The sequence below is a fragment of the Bacillus sp. RC252 genome, from assembly GCF_044909215.1.
Classification (GTDB): domain Bacteria; phylum Bacillota; class Bacilli; order Bacillales; family Bacillaceae_G; genus Bacillus_A; species Bacillus_A mycoides.
In genome coordinates, this window is the sequence record NZ_JBIYDV010000020.1 from 79,621 (window position 1) to 102,935 (window position 23,315).

Consider the following 23,315-nt stretch of genomic DNA (forward strand, 5'->3'; position numbering starts at 1 on the left):
AAAATAATTATCAATTAAATTTTAGTTTTATATAAAAGGAGTGTGGATTTCATGAAGACTAACGGTTTTCATGATATTTTTCATAAATACTTTCATGGTTTACAAGTTGTAGAGGAAAAACATATGAATATGCCCAAAACAATAGGTATGGGTGAAATACGAAGATGGACTTCATTTTCAGGTATGGAAATTGTGTTATCAAATTATCAATTTCATAATAACCATCGCATTCAGTTTGCATCGGACGCAGCAATGGTGGAGCTTAATTTTTGTTTACAAGGGTTCGGAGAAGTGCAAGTTGGTCATTCTTCGTATGAATTAATGACTGGAAATAGCTATTTATATTTTATGAATGATTTTGATGTAGTATTTGAATATGAAAAAGAAACGCCTCTATATTCATTAGCGATTGGGATTCCTGTACAATTGTTTAATCATTTCATGATGAATAATGCTATTGAAAAAAGTCTTGATTTTCATTCTATATTAGGAAATCAATCTTTTAAAAAGTTTCAAAATCCAATTGATTCTATAACATCTAGTCTTATTAAGAGAATGATAGAGCATCCCCAAAAGGATCGTATTAATCAACTAGAAATAGAAAGTAAAGCGCTCGAATTGCTTTCTATACATTTTGGGAGAGTGTTGCTTAATGATGGTGACGCAAATAAAAGGAGTCAATTATCAAAAAAGGATTTGAATAAAATAAAACAAGCCGAAGAAATTTTACTTCAACGAATGGAATCACCCCCATCATTATTAGAATTGGCTAAAATAGTAGGATTAAATGATTATAAATTAAAAATTGGGTTTAAAGAATTATTTGGGACGTCCACATTTGCATATTTACGAGAAAAACGTATGGAACATGCGATAGATTTACTGCGTTCGGGAAATAGTAATGTGACCGAAACGGCATTTGCAGTTGGATACAATAATGTCAGTCATTTTTCAGAGTTATTTCGTAAAAAGTATGGAATGAATCCATCAGAACTTTTACGTATTTATTAACGTAAAACAGGAATAATCCGCTATACCGTAAATTCCTCCGTCATTTGGTAGTTGCTTTTTGTAATGGTCATTATAATTACAAACAACATCCAATTGGAAATAACTTTTTATGGAGGAATTTAAATGAAAGAGCGGAATGAAAGTCATTTTTGGCTATTTGTATTAACAGGGATGTTTCTTATTATAACAACGACTGGATTTGCTCGTATGGCATATGGAATTATATTGCCATTTATGCAGGAAGGACTCCGCTTGTCCACAGCTCAATCAGGTATGCTAGGAACGATACTCTTTTTAGGCTATTTATTAACAGTCGGAACATCTGGAATACTCACCATTCGTTTTGGAGCAAAATCAGTTTTATTAATAGGGAGTTGGCTCGTCGTTATAAGTTTAATAGGATTAGCATTTGTTTCCTCATTTTGGGTAGCTTCTATTTGTTTGTTATGTGCTGGGGCTGGTAGTGCCCTTGTATATACACCACTTATGTCAATGACAGTAGGATGGTTTCCAGACAAAAGAGGAATTGTAATGGGCCTGTTATTAAGTGGTGCTGGCATAGGTATGTTATTTAGTGGAATAATTGTTCCTTATGTAGTACGTACACTCCCAGAGTATAGTTGGCGTGGTGCGTGGTTTTTGTTTGGAGTTATTACATGTATCGTTGTATTCGTCGCTTCAATTGTTTTGAAAAACCCAGAGGTTACTAGAGCTGAGGAAAAAAGGATTAATAAATCGTTTTTATGGAAAACGAAAGCGCTATATATCATTGCATGGATGTATTTTATTGTTGGTGTTGTATATTTGATTCCAAATCTATATCAAACTAGTTTTATGATTGATAGTGGTATTTCGGCATCAATTTCGGGAACTGTTTATGCGATTGCTGGTATGTTTTCAATTGTAGGAGCTCCTGTCTGGGGAGTGATTTCGGATCGGATTGGTATACAGAAGACGTTATGTGTTGCACTTTTATTAGCTGTAATAGGTGATATGATTCCAATTATATCTGAAAGTATAACTGGCTTTATCATATCGGCAATTATTTGGGGTTCTAGCCTCGGAGGTATCCTTTTATTAATTCAAGTCGCGGCATCAAAGCAAGTATCTCTCAAATATGTTTCAATGGCAATTAGTTTTATATCCGTTTTCTATGCAGTTGGTCAAATGATCGGACCAGGACTTGCGGGGTGGATTATTGGGGTAATTGGTTATACAGCAGCGTATGGATTAGGTGCTTTCGGTTTCTTTATGTGCATATGTATGGGATTGAGACTAAAAAGAGGGGATCTTGCAAACTCAGCGTATATAGAGAAGTGAGTATTGTCTTGAAATGAATCTTTTTAACGGGGGGAAGTAAAGTGTTCCATGTTAAAGACGTATTAGCAGATCAGTTATTAGCAAATGCGAATGATCCCAGTTGGTATATTCCATTTTCAGATGCAGTTAAGGATTTATCTGAGAGAGAAGCTTTCTGGAAACCGAATGAAGAGTGTAATAGTATAGCTGAAATTGTACAACATTTACTTTATTGGAATACGACGTGGCAAACTAGGTACAAAGAATCAAATGTTAATGCCGTGCCCGCTATTGGTGATAATAACAAAAGTTTTATGCTATCTGATAATCAAACATTTGAAGAGTTAAGAGAAAAACTATTAGAGAAACTGTTACAATGGCAAAATCTTATAAATGAAGATAAGGTTGAAAGTGATGTAGTTGGATTTCCTGTATGTGCGAAGTGGTGGGAAGTATTAGCTAATGTAACGACTCATAACGCGTATCACATTGGTCAAATTATTTACATTCGGAAATTACAGAAGAGTTTTGATAATGAATAAGATAATAATTCTCAAATTAGGTGAACAAAAGTGGACAAAACGAGACAGATGTCTCATTTTGTCCACTTTTTTATTATGAAAGAAAAGAGAAAACCTATTAAATCAGGGATTAGAATTTGGCACAGTACTTGCAATATAAAAGATGAACAAGAAAATAGGAGGGCTGAACATGTTAAAAACAACTGAAAGTAAAGGGAATGAAATTACGAAAGAACAAGCTCGTTGGATGTATGAAAAAATGTTAGAGATTCGTAAGTTTGAAGACAAGGTGCATGAATTGTTCGCGCAAGGCGTTTTGCCAGGTTTCGTTCATCTATACGCTGGTGAAGAAGCGGTAGCAGTTGGTGTATGTGCCCACTTAACAGATAGTGACAGTATTACAAGTACGCATAGAGGTCACGGCCATTGTATCGCAAAAGGTTGTGATTTAAATGGCATGATGGCTGAACTTTTTGGGAAAGCGACAGGGTTATGTAAAGGTAAAGGTGGTTCAATGCATATTGCCGATTTAGATAAAGGAATGCTTGGTGCAAATGGGATTGTAGGCGGAGGTTTTCCACTTGCTTGCGGTTCAGCATTAACAGCTAAATATAAAGGAACGAAAGATGTGAGTGTTTGCTTCTTCGGCGACGGAGCAAATAATGAAGGGACATTTCACGAAGGGGTTAATTTAGCAGCGATTTGGAAGTTACCAGTTATTTTTATCGCAGAAAATAACGGCTACGGTGAAGCAACAACATTTGAATATGCGTCAAGTTGTGATTCCATTGCAGATCGAGCGAAAGCTTACAATATTCCAGGTGTTCAAGTGGATGGAAAAGATTTACTTGCAGTGTATAAAGCGGCGGAAGAAGCAGTAGAACGTGCGCGTAATGGCGGTGGCCCAACAATAATTGAATGTATGACATATCGTAATTACGGTCATTTCGAAGGTGAAGCGCAAACATATAAAACTTCAGAAGAAAAAGAAGAACATTTAAATGAAAAAGATGCGATTGTGAATTTCCGTAAGCATTTAATTCATGAAGCTTTATTAACGGAATCTGAACTTGTGGATATGGAAAAGGCAGTAGATGAAGCAGTGCAAAGATCGATTGAATTTAGTGAAAATAGTCCATATCCAGAGGATGAAGAATTATTAAAAGATGTATACGTTTCTTACAAATAAGAGGAGGGTGAAAAATAATGACTAGAACAGTAAGTATGTCAACTGCAATCAATGAAGCGATGAAAATATCAATGCGTCGTGATGAAAACGTAATTTTAATCGGAGAAGATGTTGCAGGCGGTGCACAAGTGGATCACTTGCAAGATGATGAAGCATGGGGCGGTGTACTCGGTGTTACGAAAGGACTTGTACAAGAATTTGGCCGAAATCGTATTTTAGATACTCCAATTTCAGAAGCGGGTTATATGGGAGCGGCGATGGCAGCTGCGGCAACAGGTTTACGTCCGATAGCTGAATTAATGTTTAATGATTTTATCGGAAGTTGTCTTGATCAAGTATTAAACCAAGGTGCAAAGTTCCGCTATATGTTCGGTGGTAAAGCGAAAGTGCCAGTTACAGTACGTACGATGCACGGTGCTGGATTTAGCGCAGCGGCACAGCATTCACAAAGTTTATATGCGTTATTTACGAGCATTCCAGGTATAAAAGTTGTCGTTCCTTCCACTCCTTATGACGCAAAAGGCTTATTATTAGCGGCAATTGAAGATGACGACCCAGTAATCTTCTTTGAAGATAAAACACTTTACAATATGAAAGGCGAAGTACCAGAAGGGTACTATACAATTCCTTTAGGAAAAGCAGATATTAAACGTGAAGGTTCTGATGTAACAATCGTTGCAATTGGAAAACAAGTTCATACAGCGCTCGCTGCTGCTGAGCAATTAGCGAAAAAAGGACTTGAAGTAGAAGTAATCGATCCGCGTTCTTTATCACCGCTGGATGAAGATACGATTTTAGCATCTGTTGAAAAAACGAATCGCCTGATTGTTATTGACGAAGCAAATCCAAGATGTAGTATCGCAACAGATATTGCGGCAATTGTAGCGGATAAAGGATTCGATTTGTTAGATGCACCTATTAAACGAATTACAGCACCACATACACCAGTTCCGTTTTCGCCACCACTTGAAAAGTTATATTTACCAACGCCGGAGAAAGTAATTGAAACTGTATCAGAAATGATCGGAGACCAATCTTTATTACATGTGTAATGAAACGATGAGAAGGGAGAGAGAAACATGGCTGTAGAAGTTGTAATGCCGAAGTTAGGTATGGCGATGAAAGAAGGTATTATTACGAGCTGGAATATTAAAGCAGGTGATAATGTAGAAAAAGGTGAACTAATTGCTAGTATTAACTCGGAAAAAATCGAAACTGAAATAGAAGCACCAGCTGATGGAACTGTTCTTGATATAGCTGTAAGTGAAGATGAGGGAGTGCCGCCAGGTACTGTAATTTGCTACATCGGTAAACCGAACGAAAAAGTAGAAGCTCATGAAAACATACATGTTGTAGAAGAAAAAGCATCTAATCCAGAACCTAAAAAGGTACAACATCCAGAACCATATGCGATAGATGTGACGAAGCAAAGAGTTAAAATATCTCCAGTAGCAAAGAAAATTGCAAAAACTGAAAATCTCGATATTAGATCATTAATTGGTACAGGACCTGGCGGAAGAATTACAAAGGTAGATGTATTAAAGGCGCTTGAAGAAAGAGTAGCAATTCCAGAAGTACTTGAACAAGAAGAAAGTAAAGTCATTCCTATTACTGGTATGCGAAAAGCAATTGCGAACCGTATGCATGCAAGCCTACAAAATAGTGCGCAATTAACATTAACGATGAAAGTAAATGTTACAGATTTAGTTGCTTTACATAAAGAAATAGCGGAAGTTGTACAAAAACGATACGATAACAAACTAACTATTACTGATTTCGTTTCTCGTGCTGTTGTATTAGCGCTTAGAGAGCATAAAGAAATGAACAGCGCGTATATAAATGATGCCATTCATCAATTTGAACATGTTCATTTAGGTATGGCGGTCGCGTTAGAAAAAGGATTAGTCGTTCCAGCTATTCGCTTTGCTAATAATCTATCTTTAGTAGAGTTATCTAAAGAGATTAAAAATGTGGCACAAAAGGCACGAGCAGGCAGTTTAAGTAGTGATGATATGCAAGGGACAACATTTACAATTAGTAATTTAGGTAGCTTCGGTATTGAATATTTTACGCCAGTATTAAATACACCTGAAACTGGTATTTTAGGTGTAGGTGCAATTGAACATGTTCCTGTATATAAAGGGAAAAAATTAAGAAAAGGAAGTATGTTACCTTTAAGTTTAACATTTGATCATCGTGTACTAGACGGTGCACCAGCAGCTGCATTTTTACGCACAATTAAACGTTATTTAGAAGAGCCTGTAACAATTCTTTTATAAAGAGAAGGTGAGAAAATGAGTAATTTAGTTGTTATTGGGGGCGGACCTGCTGGTTATGTAGCGGCAATTACCGCGGCTCAAAATGGAAAAGATGTCACTCTTATTGATGAAGCTGATCTTGGCGGGACTTGTTTAAATGTCGGTTGTATGCCTACGAAATCATTGTTAGAAAGTGCGGAAGTATACGATATTGTTAATCATGCGAATCGTTTTGGAGTATTAGTAGATAAGCAGAATATATCAATTGATTGGAAACAAATACAGACGAAAAAATCACAAATTGTTACGCAACTCGTACAAGGTATACAATATTTAATGAAGAAAAATAAAATAAAAGTTATACAAGGTAAAGCGAAATTTGAAACGGATCACCGTGTACGAGTTACACATGGTGATAAAGAAGATGTAGTAGTTGGAGACCAGTTTATTATAGCGGCAGGATCAGAACCAACTGAATTACCTTTTGCTCCATTTGATGGGAAGTGGATTTTAAATAGTAGTCATGCAATGTCCCTAGAAAATATACCAAAATCATTATTAATCGTTGGTGGTGGTGTAATAGGTTGCGAGTTTGCAAGCATTTATAGTCGTCTTGGAACAAAAGTTACGATTGTTGAAATGGCATCGCAATTATTACCTGGTGAAGATGAAGATATCGCACAAATTTTAAGGGAGAAACTAGAAAATGATGGCGTAAAAATATTTACAGGAGCGGCTTTAAAAGGATTAAATAATTATAAGAAGCAGACTTCATTTGAATATGAAGGAAGTATCCAAGAAGCCAACCCGGAATTCATTCTCGTTTCTGTAGGTCGAAAACCACGTGTACAAGAATTAGCTTTAGAAAAAGCAGGCATTCAATTTTCAAATAAAGGAATTTCTGTGAATGAACATATGCAAACAAACAGATCACATATTTACGCAGCGGGTGATGTGATTGGTGGAATACAGCTTGCTCACGTTGCCTTCCATGAAGGAACGACAGCGGCATTACACGCGAGCGGAGAAGATGTGAAAGTAAACTATCATGCTGTACCTCGCTGTATTTATACAGCTCCAGAAATTGCTAGTGTCGGTTTAACAGAAAAAGGAGCAAGAGAGCAATACGGTGACATCCTCATCGGAGAATTCGCATTTACAGCGAACGGAAAAGCGCTTATTATTGGAGAACAAACGGGGAAAGTAAAAGTTATTGTGGAACCTAAATATCAAGAAATTGTAGGGATTTCTATTATCGGTCCTCGTGCAACCGAACTAATCGGACAAGGAACGGTGATGATTCATACAGAAGTTACAGCTGATATAATGCGAGATTATATTGCAGCGCATCCCACTTTATCTGAAGCGATTCATGAGGCATTATTGCAGGCAGTAGGACATGCTGTACATGCTTGAAGGTAAAAAGACCAGTCTAATATGACTGGTCTTTTTAGTAAATAATATTTAAGTAGCAATATGTATAAAAAGATACTAGAAAAATCACTATACTCTCATGTTTTTTTAATCGATGAGAGTATAGTGATTTTGAAACTTCTTCACTTATTTAATTGAAATGCGCTGTTACTATTTAATTTCAATAGCTGAAGTTATATCGTTCCAATCTGCAGCTAAATTAGCAGTTTGACCATACCAATCAGAGTGTCTAAAGGAGACACCTTTTCCATATCCTTGAGTTGAAGAATGTTCCCATAGTGTTGTTGAATAACTTGCAGAAGGTGAAGCTGTACTTACAGAAGAAATTCTGTCGTTCCAGCTAGAAGGTAGGTTTTTAAAGCCACTGCTCCAATAAATATACTGTCCACCTTTATTTTGATGCTCATAAAAATCGGTACTACCAGCACCACTACCTAAAGGGTTAATTTGATTTTTAAGTGCCTTTTTATCCTTTTCAATAAAAGCATTCAATGTTTCTCTGCTAGTAAAGCCATAAGCTAACCAATCTCCATTTTCATTTTGCTTAGGTAGTACCATAGTAATTTGGATGTCTTTTTTTGATTGATCGCTTAATTTTGTGAATGAATTAACATTCTTTTCATCAACTTTTAAATAATCAAATGATTTAATTGTATTATCTTTTTCTGCAGCACTTACTACTCCTAATCCTCCAGTTAATGCAAAACCTGCTACTAATGTCCCTGCTACTAATTTCTTCAACATATAACCATCCCTTTTTGTTTAGATTTTTGTACAGGTAAAACTTGTACATGTAAAATGTATTCTAATTTCGAATTTTTGTAAATATTCTGAAGTTTTAGAAATAATAGGCGGAATATTTACAGTTTTGCATTTATTCTTTAGAAAAAATAGCTATTGGAATGATATAATAAATAGATATATTGCTTTTGTTGGATGTTAAAATGTTTTAGGAGGAAAGCCATTGCAGTATTTCAATAAAGATTGGTATAAAGAAATGCAAGTATCTGGATTTTTAATTTTCTCAGAAACATTAGAAGAATGGGAAGAGATTTTGCGAGAGAGCGAAAAGGTAGGAATGGATTATAAGAAAAGTTTGAGAGAAGACGTGGAAGAAAAGAAAGAAGATTTATTAAAGTTTCTACCTAAGTCACTACATCCATACATTCATGATAATACAATTAAGTCAGAATACCCATCAGAAAAGTTAAAGAAACTTATGCTTGATTGGACAGAAGATTATGAGAAAAGAATGAATGATTTAGAACAAGCTTATATAGATAATTATAATGCTATAAAAGAGAAGCTCGCGCAGAATGTCGTTCAACTACATGAATACTCACTACATGACAGTGTAGTCAAATCAGTAGAGAGAAGATCAAAAGATACGCTAATTATAACTTTAGATTGCAGTGGTACTTTCAGTGAATTTGACAAACTGGAAGTAACTTTTACAGGCGTAACGAAATGTTCTATTCCGGAAAATTTTGAAGGTGCTTGGTGGTTATATCATGAAATAGATCTTACTAATGAAGGTTTCGAATTGGGTGTTTTATTTGATTGCCCATTTGAAGAAGTGACGATTTGTGCAAAAGATATATTGTTTGAGAAAGGTAACTAGTAAACTTTATAACTTTACAAACAAAAAAACAGTCTTATATGACTGTTTTTTATTTAGATGCTAAATTATCAAGTTTCCAATATGTATCTGTTAACGGCGCAGCTTTGCTATCTATGTATAAATACATATTATTTAAATCTTTTGGAGAAGTTTTCATATTAAATACAATGTCGGTAGTTAAAGAAAACTCAGATGGAACCTTTTTAGCATTTTCATTTTGTATAAATTCACCTTCGTATTTTTCACCCGTTTTTTCATCTTTTATGAAATATTTTATTTCTGAAAGATCTATCGTTTGTCCGTCAGCACGAGCATTATTTATAGTAACGCGAGCTGTGAGACGCCACTCTTTGTCTATTTTATCGAATTTAGCATTTTCAACAGTTGCTCTATAGTATTCGTTTTTAAATATTTCCCCATAGTGCATTGCATTCTTTTCAAAAGCGCTCTTTTCTTGTTTTGGTGCAGTATTTCCACTACATCCTGCCATTATTCCTGTAAATAATAATGCTGTACAAGTTACTTTAATTATAGATTTCATAGTAATCCCTTTCTGTATTAAAAAGTAAAACATAGGAATAATTTTACATCAATAGGAAGATAAATGGAAGTATGTTTGTGGAATATGCAAATATACATTTATTTCGTTTTCAAGTTAATGGGATAAAAATAGAGAGAAAAACTGTATAAAGCTGAAGAAATAAGAATTGAAAATATTGTAAAACAGAAAAAACATGCATATAATTGAATGAGAAGGATTAAATTTCTGAATCTTCAATAACGGTGGTGGGAACATGTTTACTGAAGAGCGTAGAGAGAAAATTTTAGAGTTACTTAAGAAAGATGGAAGAGTAATCGCAAAGGATCTTGCGGAAAGTTTTGATATGTCTATTGATTCTATAAGAAGAGATTTGTCTATTATGGAGAAGGATGGTTTATTAAAAAGAACGCACGGAGGTGCAGTTGAACTTACGCGAGTGAGAAACTTAGTTGCCGAACCATCGAAACGTTATCGTGATGGTTCAATAGATGAAGATGCGATTGCGAAAGTTGCTGTATCCTACATACAAGAAGGAGATTCCGTTTTTATTGGCGGGGCTCCCATTCATTATGCCATGTTAAAGTATTTACCTGAAACATCATTTATAGTTATTACGAATGCTTTAGAAATTGCTAGTAAGTTACGAGAATATAAGAACATTGATACGTACTTAATTGGTGGAAAAGTGAAACCATCAGGAAATATGACAGATACACTGGCCTCTGAATTGATAAGTAGATTCTCTATTGATCTTTATTTCTCTACAGGTGGCGGTATTTCATTGAATGGTATAAGTACTGCGACACCGGAAGTTGCTTATTTTGGAAAAACAGTAAGTAAAATTGCTAGAAGAAATATTTGTTTAGCTCCTCATAATAAACTTGGAATAGACTGCTTTATAAAAGGAGAGTCACTGTTAGAAATTGACCTTATAATAACAGATGAAGGGGCTAGTAAAGAAACGATTCAACAATTTGAGAAACAAGGTAAAGAAATTGTAATAGCGTCAATAGACCTCATTTAAAAGGAGTTTGAAATGATTATAAAAGGACAAGAGTTTCATATAAATGGATTAACTTATATAGTTCGTTCTGCAGTTCAAACGGATGCTGAGCAGTTATCAGAAATTAGAGTTCAGATCGATGGCGAAACTGAAAATATGGATAGAGAAGCTGGAGAGGGGTTTATTGATAAGATAGGGTTCCAAAAAATAGTAAAAACAGATAGTGAAGAGATGAAGAATCTTTTTTTAGTTGCAGAAGTGCACAACCGAATCGTAGGATTTTCGAGATGTGAAGGATCAAATTTGAAGAGATTATCCCATAAAGTAGAGTTTGGTGTTTGTATTTTAAGAGAGTTTTGGGGATATGGAATGGGTAAGAGTCTATTGCAACAATCTATTCAGTGGGCTGATGAAAATGAAGTGAAAAAGATATCATTGCAAGTGTTAGAGACAAATGAAAAAGCCATCCAACTTTATAAAAAATTAGGTTTGGAGGTAGAAGGTATTCTAAAAAATGATAAAAAACTGTCGGATGGTAAGTATTATAATACGGTAGTAATGGGAAGGTTTACTGATACTTTTCATAAAAGAGTTGAAGAAGTATGTTTTACAGAAGGAAATACTATGTAGTAAAAAATGAATTCATAGAAATATTTAATGATCATTTCAATGATACTAATTTACCTAATCAAATAAAATATGGTTCTCGTTTAATAGGACGCTGGATGAAAGATAATAATGATGGTACGACTGAAGTATTTGCAATATGGGAATATGATAGTTATGAACAGTATAAAGAAATTGAATCAAAAATTAGAAGCGACAAGATACATGTTAAAAGAATACATGATTGGTATGAAAAACATGGCGGGAAAGAATATGTTTTACAGGAGTACATATTAGAGTTAAAAAATGAAGAGTTAGTATGTACTGTAAAGTGATAGAGGGGTGAGGAATAATGGGAATTAAAACAAAATTATATTTTAGTTTAGCATCCACCATTTTATTTGCAATAGCGGTGATAGTTTTCTTTATAAACGGCAATCCACAAAAGTGGTTTTGGTTATGTATTTTCTTTGCGTCCATTATACAAAATATAGTTCTACTAAAAAAGAATAAAGAAGTTCATTAAGATATTCAAATTATTAACATATTTGTGTCATCTTTCTAGTTGTATTGAAAACGCTTTTATTCAGTTTTATAATAAAAGTATGTTTTATAAATCTCCAAAACAATTAATAGGGGAGATGATACAATGTTAGCTTCACCGTTTTACTTACATACATGGAAAAAGTTTATGGATGAAGGAGTCCTTGATTCGAACCGTATAAACGAAAGAATTTCAGAGTCATGGCATCGATGTAAACAAGCAAATGTGAATCCTCATATGAATAAAGGTCAGAAAATTTTGTCTTCTGATATTTTTCAGGATCAAAAGAAAAAGAGTGAAATCTTCCTTGATATAGCAATACCTCAAATACAAAATATGAGAAAAACCATTGATGAACTGCAAATGATGGCATTATTAATTGATCCAGATGGTTATGTTCTATCATTAAGTGGAAATCAGCAAACGTTGAAACGAGCGAAACATATTAATTTTATTGAAGGTGTGAAATGGACGGAAGCAGCTGTTGGTACAAATGCGATAGGAACAGCGTTACAGATTGAAGAGGCTATTATGATAAGTGGTACAGAGCATTATTCTGTCGCATCTCATAGCTGGAGCTGTGCGGCCTCTCCGATTCATAATGATGACGGGAAATTAATTGGTGTTCTAGATTTCTCTTGTCCAATTGAGTTTTCACATCCATATATGCTCGGAATGGTAACTTCGATCGCGCATGCGATTGAACGTGAATGTAGTATTCGAGTACATCAAAATGAACTGCATTTAATCCATCGTTTTTTAGATGTAATTGACAGTGATGAACAAGTTGTTATTTGTAACCATCGTGATGTTATCGTTTCTGCGAGCAAGAGGGTTCGTGAACGAGTATGTAATTGGTCACGAATGAAACTTGAAGATTTAATGCACAATGGATTGAAACCTAAATTAGAGGTACCGGTATATAGTAATGATAGAATGATCGGGAAATGTATTTACTTAAAGGAAAATAAACAAGAAAATTTATTTTCTACTTACCCGTTTATAAACGGAATTACTTTCCCTGGAGTTATTGGGACAAGCAGCGTATTTCAACATACTTTAGAAGAAATTAAGCTTGTTTCACCAACTGACGCTAGTGTATATGTATGTGGTGAAACAGGTGTAGGGAAAGAATATGTAGCGAGAGCGATTCATGAAAATAGTCCAAGAAAAAATGGTCCTTTTATAGCTGTTAACTGCGGTTCATTACCGAAAGAATTAATGGAAAGTGAATTATTCGGTTATGCTGAAGGTGCGTTTACAGGTGCGCGGCGCCAAGGATATAAAGGGAAATTCGAACAAGCAGACGGAGGAACAATATTTTTAGATGAAATTGGTGAAGTGCCGCCAGAGATGCAAGTGGCATTATTGCGTGTTTTGCAAGAACGAACAGTAACCCCAATTGGTAGTTCAAAAGAGGTACCAGTAAATATTCGTATTATTACTGCGACACATAAAGATTTACTAAGATTAGTAGAAGAAGGGAAATTCCGTCAAGATTTATATTATCGTTTACATGTTTATCCGTTATATGTTCCGTCGTTAATAGAAAGAAAAGAGGATATTCCGTACTTCATACAACATTTTTGTGAACGAAAGGATTGGAATGTTGTATTTCCAAAGAGTATTTGTAATCAATTTTCACAGCATACATGGCCCGGAAATATTCGAGAATTATTAAATGTATTAGAACGCATATACATTTTGTCGCAAGGACGGGAAATATGCGAAAAACAAATCTCTTTTTTATTACAAACAATGATGGGAAATCAACATCAACTTGAATTGCAAGCAGAAAATAAAACGGAGCATACATTAAATTTCCGTGAAAAAATACAGCGTGATAGCATGATTGAAGCGCTAGAAAAGACGAACGGAAATGTTTCATTAGCTGCAAAACTATTAGCTGTGCCGCGCAGTACGTTTTATAAACGAATGCAAAAATTTAGGCTATAAAAGTAGATTTTTGTAATCTACTTTTTCTTTATGGGCTCACGTTCTGTCGGAATGTGCGCTTGCCAGGGAAATAATAGAATAATTAGAAAGAAGATTTCCTGAAGGGGGTTAGCATGTGAAGTATATTGAAATTGGAATCGGGAATAGGTGGTTCATTCGAACGGAAACCGAAAATAAAGATGGAACTGAATTCGAGGAACGAGGAATTATTAAACCAATTTATTTTGAGTCTTTATATGTACGGATTTGGTTTCGGAAAACGTGTTTTATTTTTGATACGAAAGAGGGCTTTAAGAAAGTAAGAAAAAGTAGAGCTGAGTATAAGTTTATTGTTGGGATGGTGAGTAGGTTAAAACAATAGAATCAAACAGGGGGTGTTTTTATGATTAGAATTATCACATTCATACTCGCTTTTATTATAATGGGCTATTCTATTTACAGTTGGAATGATGATTCGAAGCAAAGTATGCTCATTTTACAATTACTTTTAGGTTTTATGCTTGCCGGTATGGGGATACACAACGTTAAGAAGGATGAAAAAGAGAATAAGAATATGGGGATTCTGCTATTACTTACATCACTTTTTTGTATTATTGTATCGTTAATAAAATATTTTAAATAAACCGTTACTAAGCATATTGAGTAACGGTTTTTTGAGGTTATAATGTGCTATTTATATAACCCCGTCGTATACATTACCGTTAAAGTATGTACAATTTCTTCTAATTCTAGTTCTTTATCATTTTGCACGATTGTCCAAAGAAACGTTTCATTCATAGAGAACCAGCCGCATGCGACAATCTCTTTATTTAACTTAGTTCGTACTAATTCATTTTCCTGGGAATGAGTAATGTCTTGTATAATCCGTGTTACAAAGCGTTCGCGAATCTCATCCCATTTTTGACGTATTTCTTTTGAGGTTCTTATTGCTTCTTCAACAACTTGTAATATAGCTCTTTCTTCTTGTGCTAACTGTAAAAAAGCGCGCACTTGATTCTGAATCATATCTCGTGCTTCGGCCTTTGTTTGAGGTAAAAAAGAGCGATCAGCAATATCATAAAAGCGATTCATAACATCTTCCATCAAAACGATGAGGAGAGCATCTTTGTTTTTAAAATATACATATGCTGTTCCATAACCAGTTTCTGCATGTTTAATAATTTGCGTGATTGTAGTTTTCTGAAATCCGTTTTTTATAAAAATAGTATAACCGGATTGTAATAGTTTCTTTTTTGTTTCTAAGGAGCGGTATTTTCTTGTTGAAAGAGTAGAATTTTTCAAGGAATCACCTCTTTATACTGAAATATCTGAAAATATAATTGTATTGTAAAAGAAGTTCGTATATAAAGTCAACTGACATAATATCATTGACGTTATATCAATTCAAGTGATATATTTCAATTAGTTAGAATAAAAAGAAAATTAAAAGAAGGTGACACCATGTATAAAGAACCATTTCAACCAACTTATGAGTATGCGCTTGAATGTGATAAACATGATGAACTGAAAGATTTTCAATCTGAATTTTATAAAAAAGAAGGAACAATATATTTAGATGGTAACTCTTTAGGGTTGCTTTCAAAAAGAGCAGAGAAATCGTTACTTACATTGCTAGATTCATGGAAAGAGTATGGAATTGATGGATGGACTGAAGGAGAACATCCTTGGTTCTTCCTATCAGAAAAGCTAGGGGAATTGACTGCACCTCTTATTGGAGCTTTGTCAGAAGAGACGATTGTAACCGGCTCCACGACAACGAATATTCATCAAGTAATCGCAACTTTTTATGAACCAAAAGGGATTCGGACAAAGATTCTTGCGGATGAATTAACGTTCCCGTCAGATATATATGCGCTCCAAAGTCAAATTCGTTTAAAAGGATTAGATCCAGATGAGCACCTAATGAGAGTAAAGAGCAGAGATGGTAGAACATTAAATGAGGAAGATATCATTCATGCGATGACTGATGATATCGCTTTAATTTTATTGCCTTCTGTACTATATAGAAGCGGACAGATTCTTGATATGAAGCGATTAACAACTGAAGCCCATAAACGTGGTATTCATATTGGATTTGATTTATGTCATTCAATTGGATCTATTCCACATCATTTCAAAGAGTGGGATGTTGATTTCGCTATATGGTGTAATTATAAATATTTAAATGCAGGACCTGGTGGTGTTGGGGGCCTTTATGTAAATAAAAAGCACTTTAATAGAATTCCAGGATTGTCTGGGTGGTTTAGTTCTAGAAAAGATAAGCAGTTTGATATGGAACATTCATTAACTGCAGCTGATCATGCTGGGGCGTACCAAATAGGAACACCTCACGTATTGAGTACGGCACCATTAATTGGTTCTCTTGAAATTTTTAAAGAAGCTGGCATTGAGAGAGTACGTGAAAAATCATTACATATAACAAGATATATGCTCGATTTAATTCAATTAGAGTTAAAGGATATGGGATTTACAATCGGAAATCCGCTAGAGGATGAAAAACGAGGCGGGCATATTTATTTAGAACATGCTGAGGCGGCGCGTATATGTAAAGCGTTAAAAGCAAAAGGGGTTATTCCGGACTTTAGAGCTCCAAATGGAGTTAGACTTGCGCCAGTTGCTTTATACAATACGTATGAGGAAGTATGGAACTCTGTACAAATTTTAAAGAAAATTATGAAAGAGGAAGAATATAAGAACTTTGAAAATAAGCGAGAGGTTGTGGCATAAGCATGAAAACATCGCAGTGGATTGATATTTCACAACCGCTAAATAATGATATCGCGACGTGGCCAGGGGATACACCGTTCTCGTATGAAGTTTCATGGTCAAAAGAAGACAGTGGTTCAGTAAATGTTGGAAAGTTAACGATGAGTATTCATACAGGTACTCATATTGATGCACCTTTTCATTTTGATAATAAGGGGAAGAAAGTAATAGATTTAGATGTTCAAATTTATGTTGGCCCAGCGCGAATCATTGACGTTTCTAATCTTGAAAGCATCGGGAAAAAGGAATTAGAAAACTTTCATTTAGAAGGTGTAGAACGATTGTTATTACGTACATCTTCACATGGTAAAGCAAATGAATTCCCAGATGTAATCCCGCATTTACGCGCAGATATTGCAGCCTTTCTTTCTGAAAAGGGAATTCGTTTAATCGGGGTGGACGTACCATCTGTTGATCCTTTAGATGATAAAGAACTAGCAGCGCATCATCAATTATTTAAACATGGAATTCATATTTTAGAAAATGTCGTACTAGATCACGTAGTAGACGGCGATTACGAACTTATTGCATTACCACTTGCATTAACAGATGCGGATGGGAGTCCAGTTCGAGCTGTTATTAGACCAATATAAGTAGAAATGAACACAAAGGGGCGTTTGGCTAATATGAAAGAAAATGAAAAGGTAATTATGGAAAAAGGGATTCATACGGATTTTAAGGAGAATATGACGTACGGAGAGTATTTACAGCTAGATAGCTTATTATCTAGTCAACAAAGATTATCAGATCATCATGATGAAATGTTATTTATCGTCATCCATCAAGCGAGTGAGCTTTGGATGAAACTAATTTTACATGAATTGAATGCAGCGATTGAATCTATTAAACAAGATAAATTACCACCAGCCTTTAAAATGTTAGCACGTGTATCAAAAATTCAGTCGCAAATTATTCAATCTTGGGATATTCTTGCGACATTAACGCCATCAGAATATATTGAGTTCCGCGATTCACTTGGTCAGGCTTCAGGTTTTCAATCGTATCAATATCGAATGATTGAATATGCACTTGGTTATAAAACACCACATGCATTAAAAATTTATGAAAAGGACCCAGAATTACATGCTCGTCTTCATAAAGCACTTCATGCACCAAGTTTGTATGATGTGGCGATACAAGCCCTTGTTAAAGAAGGATTTCCAATTCATAAAGATGTGTTAAATCGTGATGTTACGCAGCCTTACGAAGAGGATGCAACTGTAGAAGCGGCTTGGATAGAAGTATATGCGGACGTGCAGAAATATTGGGATTTATATCAGCTTGCAGAGAAATTAATCGATATTGAAGACTGGCTACAACAATGGCGTTTCCGTCATATGAAAACGGTAGAACGAATTATTGGTCATAAAATGGGAACAGGTGGCTCTTCTGGCGTATCTTATTTAAAGCGAGTGCTTGATCAATGCTTCTTCCCAGAGCTTTGGAACGTTCGAACGAAATTATAAAAATAAACTTGTCAGCTATTAAATGCTGGCAAGTTTATTTTTTTGTTTTAATAACAAATATGATTTAATAGAGAGAACGAGATGAACTACAAATATTACATAACCGTTTAGATGGAGGAAGATTTCTTGAATTTCGAGCAAATACAAAATAAATTTGAAAAGAAAAAGGTTAATACATTTCTTGTTTATCAAAAGGGGGAATTAACGACTGAGTACTATAAAACGATAGACTGTGCAAATGACTTATTTAAAATTAATTCGATTACAAAAAGTATCGTATCTATATTAATTGGTATCGCAATTGATAAAGGATTTATAAATAATATACATACACCAATCACAACATGGATTCCAAATGTACCGGAGAATAAGAGGGAATTAACGCTGTATCATTTATTAACGATGACAACAGGAGAAGATTGGAAAGAGTTCGGAAATGGGGTTGTTTTCCCGAATGATTTTGTGGAATCAGACAATTGGGTGCAATACATTTTAGAAAAGCCGCTCATTGAAGAAATGGGTACGAAAATGAATTATAACTCAGGTTCTTCCCATTTACTTAGTTACATCATTCAAGAATCAACTGGAATGTCGACGGAGCAGTTTGCGAAAAAGTATTTATTTGAGCCGTTAAACATTACGGAGTATGAGTGGCAACAAGACCCGCAAGGTGTATATGTCGGGGGATTCGGTATGAAAATGAAATCTATAGATTTATTAAAGTTAGGAAAATTATGTTTGCAGAATGGATATTCGAAGGGAAATGAAATTATATCATCGAAATGGTTAGAGCAATCAAGTACAGCTCTATTTGAAACGTATGAACATGTCGGGGCATATGGATATCACTGGTGGGTGTTAAATAACGAAAGATTTCACATACCGTATTGTATGTATTTTGCTATGGGATACGGAGGGCAATACATTATTATCATTCCGCAGTTAGAGCTCGTAGCTGTTATTAGTAGTCACATGCCCAAACGTGGCCTCGTACCATTAAAGTTATTTATAGAGCATATAAAAGAGAATTCCAATCATAAATAAGAAGAGACAGGAGGTGTTTTATGAGAAGTGCAAAAATGATAGCGATATTAAGATTGTTTTTAAGTCTTTTAGCGTTTAGTGCACTTATTACTCAATTTGTTACAAGAGCACAAGTGAAACCGTTCAATCCAGTTAATTTTTTTAGTTACTTCACAATTGAAAGCAACATTTTAGTGGCGGTAATTCTTCTATTAAGTAGTTTAGGGACAACCCTATTTGGACGTTCGGAGCAGTTTGGAGTTCTTCGAGGTGCAGCTACAGTATACATACTGACTACAGGGCTTATTTATTTTTTGTTATTAAGGGGATTAGAAGAGTCACTTCAAACACCAATACCGTGGGTAAATACTGTGCTTCATTACATCATGCCATTAGCGATGATTTTAGACTGGGTTATAAATCCACCTACGAAGACCATTACATGGAAACAGGCTGCGAGTTGGCTTGTTTTCCCGCTTTTATATGTTGTCTATAGCTTAATACGAGGTCCATTCGTTAATTGGTACCCATATCCGTTTTTAGATCCGAGAATAGGGGGATATGGTAGAGTGTTTTTATATAGTATAGGGATAGCAGTTGTTATTGGAGGTATTTGTGGATTGGTGAAAATGTTAGGGAATCGATCTTTAAGTTTAAAACAATAACTTTCATTATTAAATATGTATGAATAAACCCCTCTGTTTTAAGTAAAACAGAGGGGTTTATTTGTTCTACCGATTTGTTTTGTGAAAGGACATCTTTAAAAATTTCTCTGTTTTCGTATCGAATTCTACATCAACAAAAACACCATATTCTTTTCCATCCTCACGCAGCCACAACTTGAATTTTTCAACTGTTATTTGAATTGTTTTTGGTTTTCTACCTATATGAAGGTAATCAATAATCTCTGCTTTCGGATATTGTTCTTTCGTTTTTTCAACGGCTAGTTTACCCCATTTTGCGTATGGCGGCTGTGCGTGAACAATAGATGGGTCGGTATGTATATTTGAACATGTTGTTATTAAAAAAAATATAAATGCTGTGCGTGCGAAGAACTGCCTCATAATAAGCTCCTTTTGTCTTTTTTTATATTATTTACATATTTCTTCAAGCATATAAGTTTGGATTTTTTTGTCTTCTTTACATAAAAGCGAGGGTTTTACAAAACATAACCATGAAATCATTTCCGTAATTAAGGAGGGAAATACATGCGTCAAAAAGCTGTTTTTAAGATAGCGATCTTGCTTGTCTTTATCGGGCTATCTTTAATGGTAAGTAGTATACAAACCAAAAATGTGGAAGCCTTTTCTAATCAAGTGATTCAAAGAGGGGCATCTGGAGAAGATGTCATTGAACTGCAAACTCGTTTGAAATATAACGGATTTTATACTGGGAAAGTTGATGGTGTTTTCGGATGGGGTACATATTGGGCGCTTCGAAACTTTCAGCAAAAATTCGGATTGCCAGTTGATGGTTTAGCGGGTGCTAAAACGAAGCAAATGCTTGTAAAGGCAACGAAGTATGATAAGTCGACCGCTAATAAAGATACTACAACTAATAAAGGGAACAGTGGTGGAGGTACACAGGAAAATAAGCCGCCAAAAAGTACAGGGACAAATGTTCCAAACGGTTATTCTCAAAATGACATTCAGTTAATGGCAAACGCTGTATACGGAGAATCCCGTGGTGAGCCGTATTTAGGACAAGTTGCAGTAGCTGCGGTTATTTTAAACCGTGTCACAAGTGCATCATTTCCAAATACTGTTTCAGGAGTAATCTTTGAGCCGAGAGCATTTACAGCAGTAGCAGATGGACAAATATATTTAACGCCAAATGAAAATGCGAAAAAAGCCGTATTAGATGCGATCAATGGATGGGACCCAACTGGGAATGCATTATATTATTTCAACCCGGATACTGCGACAAGTAAATGGATTTGGACTCGTCCACAAATTAAAAAAATTGGTAAGCATATTTTCTGTAAATAGAGCGGAGGTGGAAACATGTTACGAGGTATTATCATCGTATTGTTAACAGTAGGTGTAGTCGGAACAGGGTATTGGGGCTATAAAGAGCATCAAGAGAAAAATGCAGTATTAATTCGAGCGGAAAATAGTTATCAGCGTGCGTTTCATGATTTAGCATATGAAGTTGATTTATTACACGATAAAATTGGAACAACACTGGCGATGAATTCACGTTCCTCATTATCGCCAGCTTTAGTAGATGTATGGCGTTTAACATCAGAGGCTCGTTCTGATGTAGGACAATTACCTTTAACATTAATGCCATTTAATAAAACGGAAGAGTTCCTTGCGAATATCGGTGATTTTAGTTATCGTGCAGCGGTTCGTGATTTAGAAAAAGATCCGTTAAATGATCAAGAATATAAAACGTTACAAGGTTTATATTCAAATGCAGCAAATATACAAGATGAACTGAGAAAAGTGCAGCATCTTGTATTGAAAAATAATCTTCGCTGGATGGATGTAGAAATGGCTCTTGCGTCAAACCAAGATCCAGCAGATAACACAATTATCGATGGATTAAAGACGGTAGAAAAGAATGTAACATCATACTCGTCCACAAACTTTGGACCGACTTTTACAAGTGCACAAAAGAATAAAAAAGGCGGATTTGAGGCAAAAGGAAAGGCGATTTCGAAAGAGGAAGCGGAAAAAATCGCGAAATCATTTTTAAACTTAAAAGGGAATGAAAAAGTAGAAGTTGAGAAAAGTGGAAAAGGCGCAAAAGAATCATTCTACAGTGTGAAAATTCAAGATCCAGCAACGAACAATGAGTATTATATGGATATTACCGGAAAAGGTGGATATCCAATTTGGGTAATGAACAACCGAGAAATTAAAGAGCAAAAAATCAGTTTAAATGATGCAGGAAGTAAAGGATTGACGTTTTTAAAGGATCACAAGTTTACAAATATGGAGCTGTTTGATAGTTCTCAATATGATAATATCGGTGTGTTTACGTACGTTGTAAATGAAAATGGAGTGCGTATTTATCCAGAAGCAATCCAAATGAAAATTGCTTTAGATGATGGGTCGATTGTTGGTTTTTCCGCAAAGGAATATTTAGCATCACATCAAAAACGAACGATTCCGAGTGCGAAGCTAACCGCTGCTGAGGCGAGAAAGAAAATTAACCCCGATGTAAAAGTTATGGAAGAACGTAAAGCTGTAGTAGTAAATGACTTGCATAATGAAGTACTTTGTTATGAATATATTGGTACTTTAGGGAAAGATACGTACCAAATTTTCATTAACGCAAATAGCGGTGCAGAAGAAAAAGTGAAGAAGATGCAAGCTGTTGAGAAAATTTATGATTAAACATCAATGATAAAGTGGTGAAAATAATGAAAATCATTATATATATGTTAATGCTTTGTTTCGTTATTACTGGATGTAGCATTGGAAAAAAAGACAATCCTAATGAAAAGCCAGAACAAAAAAATGTGTCGATGAAAAATGTTACGTATACAAATAAATCAAATAAGCCAAATGAAAAAGCAGCTGATCATCTGGCATCTTTAGCTGCAAGTATACCTGGTGTAAACGATGCGACAGCAGTAGTAGTTGGGAAGTATGCTGTTGTAGGTATTGATGTGAAAGCGAAACTTGATCGAACTCGCGTTGAGTCAATTAAGTATTCTGTTGCAGAAAGTTTAAAGAATGACCCGAACGGTGCAAATGCAGTCGTTGTAGCAGATGTTGATACGTATGAAAGACTAAAACAAATAGGCAAGCAAATTAAAAAAGGTAAAACTGGTGAAGGCATACTTGATGAATTAGCAGCAATTGTTGGCCGAGTAATGCCGCAAGTTCCAAATGATATGATTGAAAATAGAGAAACGAATCCGATTAAAGATAATGATAAACAATTACCAAAAGATGAAGAACAAGAACTACGAAAAGAACAAGAAGATCAGTCAAATAACCATTTGAAAAAATAGTGAAAACCCCGTACTAAATGAAGTGAACCCGAATAGTGGTACATGAAAAAAACACCTCCTGAATTCGCATACTAAGTATGCAAATTCAATGGAGGTGTTTTTCGTTTGAA

26 protein-coding genes are annotated in these 23,315 nt (G+C 35.0%); 22 read left to right on the plus strand and 4 right to left on the minus strand.

Annotated elements, in window-relative coordinates:
• Nucleotides 1–51: 51 nt before the first annotated feature.
• The 7 genes from ABH960_RS23865 to lpdA all read left to right on the plus strand — a co-directional run bounded on the left by ABH960_RS23865 (nucleotide 52) and on the right by lpdA (nucleotide 7,694).
• Nucleotides 52–1,011 (plus strand): helix-turn-helix domain-containing protein, encoded by a 960-nt coding sequence (locus ABH960_RS23865; RefSeq protein ID WP_404448807.1) that lies wholly within the window; start codon nucleotides 52–54, stop codon nucleotides 1,009–1,011.
• Nucleotides 1,012–1,134: 123 nt separating this feature from the next.
• A complete protein-coding gene (locus tag ABH960_RS23870) occupies nucleotides 1,135–2,331 on the plus strand; it encodes an MFS transporter (protein WP_404448809.1) in 1,197 nt (398 codons plus the stop codon).
• Nucleotides 2,332–2,372: 41 nt separating this feature from the next.
• Entirely contained in the window at nucleotides 2,373–2,852 is a 480-nt protein-coding gene (locus ABH960_RS23875) for a DinB family protein (RefSeq protein ID WP_404448811.1), read from the plus strand.
• Nucleotides 2,853–3,021: 169 nt separating this feature from the next.
• Nucleotides 3,022–4,020 carry an acetoin:2,6-dichlorophenolindophenol oxidoreductase subunit alpha gene (acoA, locus tag ABH960_RS23880; protein WP_000921285.1) on the plus strand — a complete coding sequence of 333 codons (999 nt, stop codon included), beginning with the start codon at nucleotides 3,022–3,024 and terminating at the stop codon, nucleotides 4,018–4,020.
• Between the two features lie 17 nt (nucleotides 4,021–4,037).
• Entirely contained in the window at nucleotides 4,038–5,072 is a 1,035-nt protein-coding gene (gene acoB / locus ABH960_RS23885) for an acetoin:2,6-dichlorophenolindophenol oxidoreductase subunit beta (protein WP_074608677.1), read from the plus strand.
• Between the two features lie 27 nt (nucleotides 5,073–5,099).
• Nucleotides 5,100–6,299: a dihydrolipoamide acetyltransferase family protein gene (locus tag ABH960_RS23890; protein WP_404448813.1), complete on the plus strand. Its 1,200-nt coding sequence runs from the start codon at nucleotides 5,100–5,102 to the stop codon at nucleotides 6,297–6,299.
• Nucleotides 6,300–6,314: 15 nt separating this feature from the next.
• A complete protein-coding gene (lpdA, locus tag ABH960_RS23895) occupies nucleotides 6,315–7,694 on the plus strand; it encodes a dihydrolipoyl dehydrogenase (protein ID WP_404448815.1) in 1,380 nt (459 codons plus the stop codon).
• A 168-nt stretch (nucleotides 7,695–7,862) separates the two neighbouring features.
• Here the strand turns inward: lpdA and ABH960_RS23900 are convergent, their stop codons facing one another.
• A complete protein-coding gene (locus ABH960_RS23900; protein WP_000914462.1) occupies nucleotides 7,863–8,456 on the minus strand; it encodes a hypothetical protein in 594 nt (197 codons plus the stop codon).
• Nucleotides 8,457–8,676: 220 nt separating this feature from the next.
• Between ABH960_RS23900 and ABH960_RS23905 the strand changes: the two genes are divergently transcribed.
• Nucleotides 8,677–9,333: a DUF4085 family protein gene (locus ABH960_RS23905; RefSeq protein ID WP_404448817.1), complete on the plus strand. Its 657-nt coding sequence runs from the start codon at nucleotides 8,677–8,679 to the stop codon at nucleotides 9,331–9,333.
• A 49-nt stretch (nucleotides 9,334–9,382) separates the two neighbouring features.
• On the opposite strand, the gene ABH960_RS23910 is transcribed toward ABH960_RS23905, so the two are convergent.
• Nucleotides 9,383–9,874, minus strand: coding sequence for a hypothetical protein (locus tag ABH960_RS23910; protein WP_060751402.1), 492 nt, complete (start codon nucleotides 9,872–9,874; stop codon nucleotides 9,383–9,385).
• Nucleotides 9,875–10,127: 253 nt separating this feature from the next.
• Between ABH960_RS23910 and ABH960_RS23915 the strand changes: the two genes are divergently transcribed.
• From ABH960_RS23915 to ABH960_RS23940, 6 genes are all read left to right on the plus strand, one after another.
• Complete coding sequence (locus tag ABH960_RS23915; RefSeq protein ID WP_404448820.1) at nucleotides 10,128–10,898, plus strand: DeoR/GlpR family DNA-binding transcription regulator; 771 nt, start codon at nucleotides 10,128–10,130, stop codon at nucleotides 10,896–10,898.
• 12 nt (nucleotides 10,899–10,910) lie between these two features.
• Nucleotides 10,911–11,507 (plus strand): GNAT family N-acetyltransferase, encoded by a 597-nt coding sequence (locus tag ABH960_RS23920; RefSeq protein ID WP_113936324.1) that lies wholly within the window; start codon nucleotides 10,911–10,913, stop codon nucleotides 11,505–11,507.
• The gene (locus ABH960_RS23925) at nucleotides 11,480–11,818 is read left to right on the plus strand and encodes an NIPSNAP family protein (RefSeq protein WP_002127705.1); all 339 of its coding nucleotides are present in this window, start codon (nucleotides 11,480–11,482) and stop codon (nucleotides 11,816–11,818) included. The genes ABH960_RS23920 and ABH960_RS23925 overlap by 28 nt, the downstream gene beginning before the upstream one ends.
• Nucleotides 11,819–12,132: 314 nt before the next feature.
• The gene (locus ABH960_RS23930; protein ID WP_113936325.1) at nucleotides 12,133–13,983 is read left to right on the plus strand and encodes a sigma-54-dependent Fis family transcriptional regulator; all 1,851 of its coding nucleotides are present in this window, start codon (nucleotides 12,133–12,135) and stop codon (nucleotides 13,981–13,983) included.
• 115 nt (nucleotides 13,984–14,098) lie between these two features.
• Nucleotides 14,099–14,344 carry a DUF3977 family protein gene (locus tag ABH960_RS23935; RefSeq protein WP_000873838.1) on the plus strand — a complete coding sequence of 82 codons (246 nt, stop codon included), beginning with the start codon at nucleotides 14,099–14,101 and terminating at the stop codon, nucleotides 14,342–14,344.
• A gap of 21 nt (nucleotides 14,345–14,365) precedes the next feature.
• A complete protein-coding gene (locus ABH960_RS23940; RefSeq protein WP_002136675.1) occupies nucleotides 14,366–14,605 on the plus strand; it encodes a DUF3953 domain-containing protein in 240 nt (79 codons plus the stop codon).
• Nucleotides 14,606–14,652: 47 nt separating this feature from the next.
• Here ABH960_RS23940 and ABH960_RS23945 read toward each other — a convergent pair whose 3' ends face one another.
• Complete coding sequence (locus ABH960_RS23945; RefSeq protein ID WP_404448823.1) at nucleotides 14,653–15,264, minus strand: TetR/AcrR family transcriptional regulator; 612 nt, start codon at nucleotides 15,262–15,264, stop codon at nucleotides 14,653–14,655.
• Nucleotides 15,265–15,423: 159 nt separating this feature from the next.
• Between ABH960_RS23945 and kynU the strand changes: the two genes are divergently transcribed.
• The 5 genes from kynU (at nucleotide 15,424) to ABH960_RS23970 (ending at nucleotide 19,903) form a co-directional block, all read left to right on the plus strand.
• Complete coding sequence (kynU, locus tag ABH960_RS23950; RefSeq protein ID WP_404448825.1) at nucleotides 15,424–16,710, plus strand: kynureninase; 1,287 nt, start codon at nucleotides 15,424–15,426, stop codon at nucleotides 16,708–16,710.
• A gap of 2 nt (nucleotides 16,711–16,712) precedes the next feature.
• Complete coding sequence (kynB, locus tag ABH960_RS23955) at nucleotides 16,713–17,342, plus strand: arylformamidase (protein ID WP_377865478.1); 630 nt, start codon at nucleotides 16,713–16,715, stop codon at nucleotides 17,340–17,342.
• A gap of 33 nt (nucleotides 17,343–17,375) precedes the next feature.
• Nucleotides 17,376–18,215, plus strand: coding sequence for a tryptophan 2,3-dioxygenase (kynA, locus tag ABH960_RS23960; protein WP_000661975.1), 840 nt, complete (start codon nucleotides 17,376–17,378; stop codon nucleotides 18,213–18,215).
• A gap of 126 nt (nucleotides 18,216–18,341) precedes the next feature.
• Nucleotides 18,342–19,259, plus strand: a complete 918-nt coding sequence (locus tag ABH960_RS23965) for a serine hydrolase domain-containing protein (protein WP_404448828.1) — start codon at nucleotides 18,342–18,344, stop codon at nucleotides 19,257–19,259.
• Between the two features lie 20 nt (nucleotides 19,260–19,279).
• The gene (locus ABH960_RS23970) at nucleotides 19,280–19,903 is read left to right on the plus strand and encodes a Pr6Pr family membrane protein (RefSeq protein ID WP_404448830.1); all 624 of its coding nucleotides are present in this window, start codon (nucleotides 19,280–19,282) and stop codon (nucleotides 19,901–19,903) included.
• Nucleotides 19,904–19,969: 66 nt separating this feature from the next.
• Here ABH960_RS23970 and ABH960_RS23975 read toward each other — a convergent pair whose 3' ends face one another.
• Nucleotides 19,970–20,302 carry a DUF3889 domain-containing protein gene (locus ABH960_RS23975; RefSeq protein ID WP_404448832.1) on the minus strand — a complete coding sequence of 111 codons (333 nt, stop codon included), beginning with the start codon at nucleotides 20,300–20,302 and terminating at the stop codon, nucleotides 19,970–19,972.
• A 144-nt stretch (nucleotides 20,303–20,446) separates the two neighbouring features.
• Between ABH960_RS23975 and sleB the strand changes: the two genes are divergently transcribed.
• Genes sleB through ABH960_RS23990 form a run of 3 tightly spaced genes read left to right on the plus strand, consistent with a single transcriptional unit; the run spans nucleotide 20,447 to nucleotide 23,205 of the window.
• Nucleotides 20,447–21,226 carry a spore cortex-lytic enzyme gene (sleB, locus tag ABH960_RS23980; RefSeq protein WP_002013086.1) on the plus strand — a complete coding sequence of 260 codons (780 nt, stop codon included), beginning with the start codon at nucleotides 20,447–20,449 and terminating at the stop codon, nucleotides 21,224–21,226.
• A gap of 15 nt (nucleotides 21,227–21,241) precedes the next feature.
• Nucleotides 21,242–22,582 (plus strand): germination protein YpeB, encoded by a 1,341-nt coding sequence (ypeB, locus tag ABH960_RS23985; RefSeq protein ID WP_113936331.1) that lies wholly within the window; start codon nucleotides 21,242–21,244, stop codon nucleotides 22,580–22,582.
• 26 nt (nucleotides 22,583–22,608) lie between these two features.
• Complete coding sequence (locus ABH960_RS23990) at nucleotides 22,609–23,205, plus strand: YhcN/YlaJ family sporulation lipoprotein (RefSeq protein ID WP_002085166.1); 597 nt, start codon at nucleotides 22,609–22,611, stop codon at nucleotides 23,203–23,205.
• The last annotated feature ends 110 nt before the right edge of the window (nucleotides 23,206–23,315 follow it).